Source organism: Apibacter raozihei, assembly GCF_004014855.1.
Taxonomy (GTDB): domain Bacteria; phylum Bacteroidota; class Bacteroidia; order Flavobacteriales; family Weeksellaceae; genus Apibacter; species Apibacter raozihei.
Window position 1 is genome coordinate 1,750,776 of the sequence record NZ_CP034930.1, and the last position, 12,822, is coordinate 1,763,597.

Sequence of the window (12,822 nt, forward strand, 5' to 3'; positions counted from 1 at the left end):
ATTTATATACAAAAGTAGTCTATTTTTTTAGTAAGATAATTTTAACAAAGAAAGATAATAATCACTTAAATTATTTTATTAGTTTTGTATAAATTCAAAAAATAATATGAGAAAAATAGTAGTAACACTAGGGATTGCAGTATTCACCATAATAGGTATGCAATCTTGTAAAGAAGGATCTAAAGAAACAAAAACAACTACCGAAGCTAAAGAGGAAGTTCAGGCTAGTGAAGATGCCGCTAATTATCAAATTAATACTGTAAATAGTAATATTAAATGGTTAGGACAATCTATAGCAACGAAACATCATGGAATAATAAACTTTAAAAGCGGAGAACTAACAGTTAAAGATGGTAAACTGGAAGCAGGAAGTTTTATTGCAGATATGAACACCATCAAATCTGAAGATGAAGCGGACGAAAGCATTGCTAAAAAATTAGATGAGCATTTAAAAGCAGAAGAAATATTTGATGTCGCTAAATATCCGGACTCTAAATTTACTATTACCTCAGTAAAACCTTTAGAAGGTGATTACAATACAGAGCTTGAAGGTAACTTGGAAATTAAAGGAACTTCTAAAAATGTAAAAGTAAAAGCTAACGTAACTATTGAAGGTAATAATATTACTGTAAAAACAGAGAAATTTACAATTAATAGACAAGATTTTAATATTACGTACAGTAATGGAAATCCACAGGATAAGTTGATCAAAGATTTGTTTGATATGGAAGTAGAGCTTCACGGAACTAAATAATAAAAAAAACAATAAGCAATATTCACACCCTGATATGTTATATCAGGGTATTTTTATATAATTAGGTATATATAAAGAGTATTAAAAAAATGCGATGAGAATAATAGTAAAATAAGTATTAATAGATATAAGTAGAAACTACGGGCGGGCGTCAAATGATTTTGACGCCCGCTCGAATATAAAAACCCGTTCGTATGATTTAACCATTAATTTAAATATTAGTTTTTGTACAACTATAGATATTGCAGAACGACATCCCAATTAAAAAGGGGGGGGAGAATTAAGTATATCATAGAATAGAAGAATAAAAACAGAGGAGGAGGATAAAGAAATAACATCGTGTTAACATTGAGAAATAGAAGAAGTGAGAGAAATGGAAAAAAAAGGTAAAAAAAAGTTAATGATTTATCTAATTGTTTAATAGTGAGTTATAGGTTTGGGGTTAAAAAAAGTCAAAAAAAAGTGCAGAAATATTTGGAGGATAAGAAAAAGTCTGTATCTTTGCACTCGCAATCCGGAATTACTGAGATAACGAAAGTAGCGAAGGGGCGCAAACAAAGAAGATCGTTGACATAAAGTTTCTTTTTTAAGAATGAAAAAAGAGACACAAGATAAAAAGACAAAACAGCAAACCTGGAATAATAACAAAGTTAATTCCATTTGAGTTTTAGGGATAACTACCATGTTAAAGAAACAAAAATTTTACAATGGAGAGTTTGATCCTGGCTCAGGATGAACGCTAGCGGGAGGCCTAACACATGCAAGCCGAGGGGTATTAAGGAGCTTGCTTCTTGAGAGACCGGCGCACGGGTGCGTAACGCGTATGTAACTTGCCTCTATCACTGGGATAGCCCGGGGAAACCCGGATTAATACCGGATATACTAAGTAGTAACCTTACTATTTATTCAAAGATTTATCGGATAGAGATAGGCATGCGTAGGATTAGTTAGTTGGTAAGGTAACGGCTTACCAAGACGATGATCCTTAGGGGGCCTGAGAGGGTGATCCCCCACACTGGAACTGAGACACGGACCAGACTCCTACGGGAGGCAGCAGTGAGGAATATTGGACAATGGGTGAGAGCCTGATCCAGCCATCCCGCGTGAAGGACGACAGCCCTATGGGTTTTAAACTTCTTTTGTATGGGGATAAACCTATCTACGTGTAGATAGCTGAAGGTACCATACGAATAAGCATCGGCTAACTCCGTGCCAGCAGCCGCGGTAATACGGAGGATGCAAGCGTTATCCGGATTTATTGGGTTTAAAGGGTCCGTAGGCGGATTTGTAAGTCAGCGGTGAAATCCTACAGCTTAACTGTAGAACTGCCGTTGATACTGCAAGTCTTGAATAGTATTGAAGTAGCCGGAATGTGTAGTGTAGCGGTGAAATGCATAGATATTACACAGAACACCAATTGCGAAGGCAGGTTACTAAATACCGATTGACGCTGATGGACGAAAGCGTGGGGAGCGAACAGGATTAGATACCCTGGTAGTCCACGCCGTAAACGATGGATACTCGCTGTTGGGCTTTAGGGCTCAGCGGCTAAGCGAAAGTAATAAGTATCCCACCTGGGGAGTACGACCGCAAGGTTGAAACTCAAAGGAATTGACGGGGGCCCGCACAAGCGGTGGAGCATGTGGTTTAATTCGATGATACGCGAGGAACCTTACCAGGGCTTAAATGGGAATTGACGTACCTAGAAATAGGTATTTCTTCGGACAATTTTCAAGGTGCTGCATGGTTGTCGTCAGCTCGTGCCGTGAGGTGTCAGGTTAAGTCCTATAACGAGCGCAACCCCTGCCATTAGTTGCCAGCGATTCAAGTCGGGAACTCTAATGGGACTGCCGGTGCAAACCGCGAGGAAGGTGGGGATGACGTCAAATCATCACGGCCCTTACGCCCTGGGCCACACACGTGCTACAATGGCCGGTACAGAGGGCAGCTACACAGCGATGTGATGCGAATCTCTAAAGCCGGTCTCAGTTCGGATTGGAGTCTGCAACTCGACTCTATGAAGCTGGAATCGCTAGTAATCGCATATCAGCCATGATGCGGTGAATACGTTCCCGGGCCTTGTACACACCGCCCGTCAAGCCATGGAAGCTGGGGGTGCCTGAAGTCGGTGACCGTAAAAGGAGCTGCCTAGGGTAAAACTAGTGACTGGGGCTAAGTCGTAACAAGGTAGCCGTACCGGAAGGTGCGGCTGGAACATCTCTTTTTTAGAGTACAGGAGTTATCACAAGATAACCCAAATGGAATTATTTTATTCCAGGAGTTTGTCTGTTTATTATTTAAGCTATAAATAATTATAATGATTAATATATAGTAATAAACAATAAGATTAAAAAATATCAAGTGTCACATGAAAGCAAAGAAAAATAAAAAAAGAAACACACAATATAATAACACACCCCTGGAACCATCTACGAGCACAGGAAAGACAGAAAGAGCTTAAAGTAAGTACAGGAAAGACCAAACAGACAGAGTCTCATAGCTCAGCCGGTTAGAGCGCTACACTGATAATGTAGAGGTCGGCAGTTCGAGTCTGCCTGAGACTACAAGATGACCAAGGGGAATTAGCTCAGTTGGCTAGAGCGCCTGCCTTGCACGCAGGAGGTCAAGGGTTCGACTCCCTTATTCTCCACAAGTATTAATAAAAATAACGAAAAAGCGTTATTTTTATAAAAGATACAAGATTATAACAAGTGTTGTTATACAGATCATTGACATTACTGGGATTTTATATAAAGAAATTAAACCGAGCAGCCGTCCTGAAAGGCGGCTAAGGAAAGAAATCGTTAAGAGCGTACGGCGGATGCCTAGGCTTTGAGAGGCGAAGAAAGACGTGGTAAGCTGCGAAAAGCTGCGGGGATTGGCACACACGAAGTGATCCGCAGATGTCTGAATGGGGCAACCCACTGTACCTAAGTACAGTATCCCGCAAGGGAGGCGAACCTTCTGAACTGAAACATCTAAGTAGGAAGAGGAAAAGAAATCAACCGAGATTCCGAGAGTAGTGGCGAGCGAAATCGGAATAGCCCAAAAGTTTATCTATGCGTAACAGAATACTTTGGAAAAAGTAACCAGAGAAGGTGAAAGTCCTGTAAGTGAAATTCATAAATAAATGACAATGAGTAGGGCGGGACACGTGAAATCCTGTCTGAATATGGGGGGACCATCCTCCAAGGCTAAATACTCCTCAAAGACCGATAGCGAACTAGTACCGTGAGGGAAAGGTGAAAAGCATTTCGATAAGAAAGATGAAATAGATCCTGAAACCGTACGCTTACAAGCGGTCGGAGCATCGTAAGATGTGACGGCGTGCCTTTTGCATAATGAGCCTACGAGTTAATTTCACTAGCGAGGTTAAGTAGTTCAGCTACGGAGCCGCAGCGAAAGCGAGTCTGAATAGGGCGTTATAGTTAGTGGGATTAGACGCGAAACCTTGTGATCTATCCATGGGCAGGTTGAAGCTTTGGTAACACAAAGTGGAGGACCGAACCGGTTGACGTTGAAAAGTCTTCGGATGACCTGTGGTTAGGGGTGAAAGGCTAATCAAACTGGGAGATAGCTCGTACTCCCCGAAATGCATTTAGGTGCAGCGTTAAGACAAGTATAATAGAGGTAGAGCTACTGATTGGATGCGGGGGTTTCACCGCCTACCAAATCCTGACAAACTCCGAATGCTATTATATGTTTCTTAGCAGTGAGGGCATGGGTGCTAAGGTCCATGTCCGAGAGGGAAACAACCCAGAGCAGCAGCTAAGGTCCCGAAATGTATACTGAGTTGAAAAAACGAGGTCGGACTGCCCAGACAGCTAGGATGTTGGCTTGGAAGCAGCCACTCATTTAAAGAGTGCGTAACAGCTCACTAGTCGAGCGGTCCGGCATGGATAATACTCGGGCATAAGTATACTACCGAAGCTCTGCGAAATAATATATTTCGGTAGGGGAGCATTCTGTTGGCGTCGAAGGTGTGAGGTGACTCATGCTGGAGCAGACAGAAAAGAAAATGTAGGCATAAGTAACGATAATGGGGGTGAGAAACCCCCACGCCGTAAATCCAAGGTTTCCTCAGCTATGCTAATCAGCTGAGGGTTAGTCGGGTCCTAAGGCTAATCCGAAAGGAGATGTCGATGGCCAATCGGTTAATATTCCGATACCCGCTGTAAATTCGAAGGAGGGACAGAGTAATGAAACTACCGCGTACTGACGGAATAGTACGTTAAAGCGTGTAGGTATATCTTTGATAGTTAAATGCGTCAAGGATGCCGAATGTGATAGTACCAGGAAGCTTCGGCCGAATGGATAGTGTAGGTAAGAGCTCTCAAGAAAAACTTCTAAGGCTAGTTTACAGTGGCCCGTACCAAAACCGACACAGGTGGATGAGGAGAGTATCCTAAGGCGCTCGAGTGAATCATGGTTAAGGAACTAGGCAAAATAGACCTGTAACTTCGGGAGAAAGGTCGCTCCCCGTAAAACGGGAGCCGCAGTGAAAAGGCCCAGGCGACTGTTTATCAAAAACACAGGACTCTGCAAAATCGAAAGATGACGTATAGGGTCTGACACCTGCCCGGTGCTGGAAGGTTAAGGAAGGATGTTCGGAGCAATCCAAAGCATTTGACTGAAGCCCCAGTAAACGGCGGCCGTAACTATAACGGTCCTAAGGTAGCGAAATTCCTTGTCGGGTAAGTTCCGACCTGCACGAATGGTGTAACGATCTGGGCACTGTCTCAACCATGAGCTCGGTGAAATTGTAGTATCGGTGAAGATGCCGATTACCCGCAATGGGACGAAAAGACCCTGTGAACCTTTACTATAGCTTCGTATTGACTTCGGGTAAATGATGTGTAGGATAGGTGGGAAACTATGAAGCGGCTTCGCTAGGAGTCGTGGAGTTGACGTTGAAATACCACCCTTTATTTATCTGGAGCCTAACTTCTGCAAAAGAAGGACATTGCGTGGCGGGTAGTTTGACTGGGGTGGTCGCCTCCAAAAGAGTAACGGAGGCTTTCAAAGGTACCCTCAGCACGCTTGGCAACCGTGCGTAGAGTGTAATGGCATAAGGGTGCTTGACTGTGAGGCCAACAAGCCGAACAGGTGCGAAAGCAGGACATAGTGATCCGGTGGTTCCGCATGGAAGGGCCATCGCTCATAGGATAAAAGGTACTCCGGGGATAACAGGCTAGTCTCCCCCAAGAGCTCACATCGACGGGGAGGTTCGGCACCTCGATGTCGGCTCGTCACATCCTGGGGCTGGAGAAGGTCCCAAGGGTTGGGCTGTTCGCCCATTAAAGTGGCACGCGAGCTGGGTTCAGAACGTCGTGAGACAGTTCGGTCTCTATCTATTGCGGGCGTTAGAATTTTGAGCGGAGTTGACTCTAGTACGAGAGGACCGAGTTGAACAAACCTCTGGTGTATCAGTTGTGCCGCCAGGTGCACCGCTGAGTAGCTAAGTTTGGATGAGATAAGCACTGAAAGCATATAAGTGCGAAACTCGCCGCAAGATGAGAGTTCTTTTAAGGGTCGTGGGAGATCACCACGTTGATAGGCTGTAGGTGTAAGGGCAGCGATGTCCCAGCCGAGCAGTACTAATTACCCGTAGGTTTCGTCCAATAGTATTAAAACAAACATACAGAAAAACAAGCCGTTTTTCAGGAAGCTGGAAGGTTCAATTTATTTATATAAAATCCCATTAAGATATTTTAGGCGGTTATAGCGTCAGGGCCCACCTGTTCCCATTCCGAACACAGAAGTTAAGCCTGACTGCGCCGATGGTACTGCTACTTGCGGGAGAGTAGGACGCCGCCGGATTTTTAAACATAAAAACCCTTAATCAGAAATGATTAAGGGTTTTTTTATTTAATTTATCTTTTTTAATTCTATTTCTACTACTCAATAAAAACCATTATAGTTATATCTATAACCAATTCTATACCTAGCTCTATCGCTCTGATGGTTTTTGAATGATTCATTTTTTTTATATTCTCTCTTTAAGACTCAATATTACTGTTTTTATATTCACATCAAAATAGGATTTATTATATTTGTTTATAAAAAAATTATAATATAATGGAGCAGGTTATTAATTATCAAATAAATAATAAAAATAGATTTTTGAGTGAATTATTGGATTTATTACGAATTCCTTCTATAAGTGCGGATTCTGCTTATTCAAATGATATAATTCATTGTGCTTCTGAAATTTCAAATAATTTCAAAAGTTCAGGTTTGGAGAATGTTTGCGTCTATGAAACTAAAGGAAATCCTGTGGTATATGGAGATAAATTAATCAATAACGACTTGCCTACCGTTTTAGTTTATGGACATTATGATGTACAACCAGCAGATCCGTTAGATTTATGGGAAAGTTCTCCTTTCGATCCGGTTGTAAAAAAAACAGTTTTACATCCTGATGGAGCAATCTTTGCCAGAGGCTCTGCAGATGATAAAGGACAATTTTTTATGCATGTTAAAGCATTAGAATCTTTAATAAAATCAGATTCTTTACCCTGTAATGTCAAAGTTATCATTGAAGGAGAGGAAGAAGTAGGTTCTGTTCATTTGGAAAATTTCTTGAATACCCATAAAGAGCAATTGTCCTGTGATGTTATACTTATATCTGATACACATATTTTTTCTAATGAAGTACCAACCGTAACAACAGGTTTAAGAGGACTGAGTTATGTAGAAGTAATGGTAGAAGGACCTAATAGAGATTTACATTCAGGTTTGTATGGAGGAGCTGTCCCTAATCCCATTATAGTTTTATCAAAAATGATAAGTTCATTAATTGATGATGATGGTAAAATTCAAATACCTGGATTTTATGATAAAGTTGAAAATTTATCTCAAAGTGATCGAGCAGAAATTAACAAAGTTCCATTTGATGATTTAACATTTATGAATTCTATAGGATTAAAGGGAATTGAAGGTGAAAAAGGATATAATTCTTTAGAAAGAACGTCTATAAGACCGTGTCTAGATGTTAACGGTATTTGGGGAGGCTATACTGGTGAAGGTGCTAAAACTGTGATTCCTTCCAAAGCCCATGCTAAGATATCTATGAGATTAGTTCCTCATCAAGACCCCGAAGAAATCACTAATTTATTTACAAAATATTTTAAATCTATAGCTCCTGAAAGTGTTAAAGTTTCTGTTATACCTCATCATGGAGGAAATGGTTACGTACTTCCTTCGACAGATCCCGGATATATTGCTGCTAAAAAAGCTATGGAAAAAACTTTTGGTAAAGAAGTGTTACCTTACAGAACTGGAGGGAGTATACCCATTGTGTCGTTATTTGAAGAAGTTTTAGGAGCCAAATCTGTTCTCATGGGATTCGGATTAGATTCAGATGCAATACATTCACCTAATGAACATTATGGTTTATTCAATTTTTATAAAGGTATTGAAACTATACCTTATTTCTATAAATATTATGTAGAAATTAAAAAATAAATTTTATGAGTAAAATATAATACTTATTAGTTTGACTTTATTTGTTAAATAGAATAGTGTATAACAGTATAATTAACAAATCGTTAAGTCAATTATATTAGATTTATACTTAATTTTGTAAAAGTGATTAAAGTAAAAGGTAAATTTTGTATGAGAGATGTAAAATTCAAACTGATACTAACCTTGCTAATTATAGCAAATTTTGTTTCAGGACAACCAAAACAAACTGTAAATTCAACGGATGCTAACTTAAATAAAGAAGTAAAAGAGTTCAGAGGGGTATGGGTAGCATCTTTTTTAAATATAGATTGGCCTACAAAAACAGGATTATCAGCAGAACAGCAAAAAAAAGAATTTTTAACCATTTTAGATAACGTACAAAAATGGAATATGAATGCTATAGTACTGCAGGTAAAACCAACTTCAGATGCTTTTTATAAATCCAAATTAAGCCCATGGTCAAGATATTTGTCAGGTAAGCAGGGAGTAGATCCGGGATATGATCCATTGGAATTTATTATTACTGAAGCTCATAAACGAAATATAGAGATTCATGCATGGTTTAACCCATTCAGACTTTCAGCTAAAAATGCAGACTTAAATGTACTTTCCATAGATAACATAGCGTTTAAACATCCGAATTGGGTGGTTAGATATGCTAATCAATTATATTTGAATCCTGGAATTCCTGAAGTATCCACCCATGTAATAGAATGCATCATGGAAGTAGTTAAAAATTACAATATTGACGGTGTACATTTAGATGACTATTTTTATCCTTACAAAGTAGGTAACTTAGAATACCCAGATTATAAAGAATATGCTAAATATGGAATCACTTTCGCAAGTAAAGCAGACTGGAGAAGGAATAATATTAATACATTTGTCAAAAACCTATATAAAAGTATAAAATCAGAAAATAAAAATATTGAATTTGGAATAAGTCCTTTTGGAGTATGGAGAAACCAGACTAATGATCCCAGAGGTTCTGATACTAAAGCACTTCAAAATTATGATGATTTATATGCAGATGTTTTATATTGGATGCAAAACGGATGGATGGATTATGTAGCTCCTCAGTTATATTGGCACAGAGGAAATACTTCAGCTGATTATTCTACATTAATAGAATGGTGGAATAATGTAGCTAAATTGACACATACAAAATTATATATTGGACTGGCTGCTTATAGGGTAAACGAATGGAAAAATCCAGATGAGCTTATTGAACAAGTAAAACTAAACAAAAATTATCCGGAAGTTAAAGGTAATATTTTTTTTAGTTATAAATCTTTGGTGACAAATCCGAAAGGTGTTTTAGACAATTTAATCAGTGGTCCATTTTCTAAATAACGCAACATAATATAAAAATAAAATAAGAGTGATAATAATTATTATCACTCTTATTTTATTTTTATATAATATATTTTTGTATTTTTATTGTTTAATAATGTAGTGTTTTTTTATAATGTTTGTTTTTTATGAATCATAAAGTCTATAAAATACAAAAAGGAGATACTTTACATAGTATCGCTGAAAAATTTCAGCTTTCTGCCGAAGCTCTTCGTACCTATCATAATTCACATTGCGAATTATCAGACTTACTGTCCGGGGAAGAAAAACTGCCCAGACATATAAAAATAGTATTATTACCTTTGGGACAATTAACCAAGGATGAGAAATCTAATATAAACAATAACCTTACTTTTGGGCTTAAGGAAGAATATAAGATTGAAATTAAAAACCTGTTTTTAGTTAAGAATGATCCGATGAGTGAGAACCAAACCGAAAGTATATGGGGAATTACAGAAAATAAAAATGCTCAGGTTGACATACAAGTTAAAGATAAAAAAATACATAAGTACGATACTCAGTTAAAAACGTTAATAGAGGTTATAAATAAAATTAACGAATCATCTGACCATTTACAGATAGTTTTGAATGAAGAGGGAACTATTCAGAGTGTACTCAATAAAAATGAAATACTGGAGAGATGGGAAGAGATTAAATTTCAGGATGTGAAATTTTCTGAATTGCAGGATGATTTTGTGAAAATTATAGTAGAACAATACAATAAAGCTTTTGAGAATGTATCAAAGCTTATAAAAGAAAATATGTTATATCAGGTAGTTTTTTGTCCTAAAAATAATCTGAGGTATCCTGTTCTTTATACACAACCTTTGAAAAAGAATATCGAAGTTAATTCACTTATATTCCCTCAAAAAAATATATGCTATGACTGGTTTTATACCAGCAAAGAGGAAAAAGAATACATACAGTTTAGCTTACAGGCAGATGTTCCGTCTACTCGTTTGCAACATTTTAAAGAATTATACGAAAAAGGTTATGCTGCTATGTTGCAGTCACCTTTTAATCCCGAATTTAAGATAGAAGGACAATATATGTTCCATAAGCAAACGGGAAAATTAAAGCAGGCCTATGTATATGCGAAAGAACAAATGAGTAAAGAGTTGCTTTATATTGTACAGTATAAAATAACCCGTATATCTTCAGATAAACCCGAAAATACCGAAACAAACACAAAAGATGAAACTATTCCACTCAATGAAGAAAAACCGAAAGCTTTTACCAGTCGTTTTTTGTTTGATTAGTATCATTATGCTGTTTATTTCCTGTTTAGACCCCATTCGGGATAAAAATCGTAAAAAATATACTCCAGAATTTTGTTTTGAAGAAGCCTATTTACCTATGGGCAGGGCTATATATAAAGGAGATACCCGTGAGGCAGAACGCCTGATACGGGAAAAAAAGATCGATATAAATGCCTTGAGCAGCAAAAGCGGTTTTCGTTTTTTGTACTATGCCTGCCTGATGGAAGATTTACCTATGGTAAAAAAACTACTCCAATTAGGGGCTGATCCAAATAAAATTTCTATAGATAAAACAGGTAAAAGAAAAGGGATAAGAGAAACCAATATTTCTTTTACTGTAGCCCGAGGGAATCTAAAATTAACTAAACTCTTGTTAGAAAACGGAGCCAATCCTAATACTCCGGTAGGTTCTTTACCTTTAAATGTAGCTATGACGCATGACAATATGCAGGACTATCTCAATCTGCTTTTTAAATATGGGGCGGATGCTAATTATCCGGAATATGGAGATGGAAAGAACAGTGCTCAGATAGCCCTTTTAGGCAGGCATTTTCAGTTAATTCATTATTTTTTGGATAAAGGAGCAGATCCTCTTTTATTAGATATGGATGGAAATAGTTTAGCATTTTCAATACAAGAGGAATTAGCGGAGTTTAGAGGGACGGAAAAGGCTAAAAAAGAATTGGAATCGGTTAGAGAACGTTTACAGAATGAATATAAGATTCAATTTCCAATAAAAGCAGATTATAGAAAAGGTGCCATGTTAAATATCAAAAGATATGAACAATTGCCAAGAGAAATAAAAGATTTATCGGGAATGGAAAGTGATGCTAAGTTTATTCAAAAAATAAAGGATTCATTGGCATTAGGTAAAACTTACTGGGGAATAGACATAGAGGAAGTAGATCAAATGACAAAAGTTAAATGATAGTATGAGCCAGTTGTATGTACCCGATGGAGCATTAACTACCTGTTTAGAAGGGAAATATTAATTGGCTCATTGTTAAAAATTAAATATACAAATACTAATTTCTTACTTATGAGAACTATATCTATATTTATAAAAATAATCTTAATTATAACCGGAATGAATGTATTATTATCATGTTTAGACCCCATTCGGGATAAAAATCGTAAAAAATATACTCCAGAATTTTGTTTTGAAGAAGTCTACTTACCCTTGGGCAGGGCTATATATAAAGGAGATACCCGTGAGGCAGAACGCCTGATACGGGAAAAAAAGATCGATATAAATGCCCTGAGCAGCAAAAGCGGTTTTCGTTTTTTGTACTATGCCTGCCTGATGGAAGATTTACCTATGGTAAAAAAACTACTCCAATTAGGAGCCGATCCGAATAAAATATCTTTAGATATAACCAAAGGTAATCCGCCTATAAAAGAAACCAATATTTCTTTTGCAGTAGGGCGTGGAAATTTAAAATTAACTAAGCTATTGTTGGAAAACGGAGCCAATCCCAATACTCCGGTAGGCTTATTACCTTTAAATGTAGCTATGGGACATAATAATATGCAGGACTATCTCAATCTGCTTTTTAAATACGGGGCCGATGCTAATTATTTGGAGTACGGAAGCTGCGATAATGCCGCCCAGATAGCTTTATCCGGAAGACAATTTGCTCTGATTCATTATTTTTTGGATAAAGGATCAGATCCTCTTTCTGTAAATGCAAATGGAAATAATTTAGCATTTTCAGTTCAAAAGAAGTTGGAGGATTTTAGAGGAACGGATAAGGCTAAAAAAGAATTGGAATCGGTTAAAGAACGTTTGCGGAATGAATACCATATCCAATTTCCGGTAGAAGCACAGAGAAGAAAAGGAATGGAAAATGAGATTAAACGGTATGAACAACTTCCTCAGGAAATAAAAGAGCTTTCGGGAATGAAAAATAGTGAAAAATATTTTCAGAGGGTAAGAGATTCTTTATCAGCGGGAAAAACGCTTACCGGACAACCTTTAACAAACTAATT

General features: G+C 37.7%; 6 protein-coding genes, 2 tRNA genes and 3 rRNA genes. All 11 read left to right on the plus strand.

The window, feature by feature from the left end; translation table 11 throughout:
- The first annotated feature begins 106 nt into the window (after positions 1–106).
- A complete protein-coding gene (locus EOV51_RS07860) occupies positions 107–754 on the plus strand; it encodes a YceI family protein (protein ID WP_128151589.1) in 648 nt (215 codons plus the stop codon).
- A 704-nt stretch (positions 755–1,458) separates the two neighbouring features.
- Positions 1,459–2,979, plus strand: a 16S ribosomal RNA gene (locus EOV51_RS07865).
- A 265-nt stretch (positions 2,980–3,244) separates the two neighbouring features.
- A tRNA-Ile gene (locus tag EOV51_RS07870) sits at positions 3,245–3,318 on the plus strand.
- A gap of 12 nt (positions 3,319–3,330) precedes the next feature.
- Positions 3,331–3,404 (plus strand) — tRNA-Ala (locus EOV51_RS07875).
- A 144-nt stretch (positions 3,405–3,548) separates the two neighbouring features.
- Positions 3,549–6,375: ribosomal RNA gene (locus tag EOV51_RS07880) — 23S ribosomal RNA — on the plus strand.
- 90 nt (positions 6,376–6,465) lie between these two features.
- Positions 6,466–6,574: ribosomal RNA gene (gene rrf, locus EOV51_RS07885) — 5S ribosomal RNA — on the plus strand.
- The 16S, 23S and 5S rRNA genes sit together here with 2 tRNA genes alongside, the layout of an rRNA operon.
- Before the next feature lie 258 nt (positions 6,575–6,832).
- The gene (locus tag EOV51_RS07890; RefSeq protein ID WP_128151591.1) at positions 6,833–8,221 is read left to right on the plus strand and encodes a dipeptidase; all 1,389 of its coding nucleotides are present in this window, start codon (positions 6,833–6,835) and stop codon (positions 8,219–8,221) included.
- A 150-nt stretch (positions 8,222–8,371) separates the two neighbouring features.
- On the plus strand, positions 8,372–9,574 hold the full coding sequence (locus EOV51_RS07895) for a glycoside hydrolase family 10 protein (protein WP_128151593.1): 1,203 nt from the start codon (positions 8,372–8,374) through the stop codon (positions 9,572–9,574).
- 128 nt (positions 9,575–9,702) lie between these two features.
- Positions 9,703–10,833 carry a LysM peptidoglycan-binding domain-containing protein gene (locus tag EOV51_RS07900; protein ID WP_128151595.1) on the plus strand — a complete coding sequence of 377 codons (1,131 nt, stop codon included), beginning with the start codon at positions 9,703–9,705 and terminating at the stop codon, positions 10,831–10,833.
- A 7-nt stretch (positions 10,834–10,840) separates the two neighbouring features.
- Entirely contained in the window at positions 10,841–11,761 is a 921-nt protein-coding gene (locus EOV51_RS07905) for an ankyrin repeat domain-containing protein (RefSeq protein ID WP_164875266.1), read from the plus strand.
- Between the two features lie 159 nt (positions 11,762–11,920).
- Positions 11,921–12,820, plus strand: coding sequence for an ankyrin repeat domain-containing protein (locus EOV51_RS07910; RefSeq protein ID WP_164875267.1), 900 nt, complete (start codon positions 11,921–11,923; stop codon positions 12,818–12,820).
- Positions 12,821–12,822 lie beyond the last annotated feature (2 nt).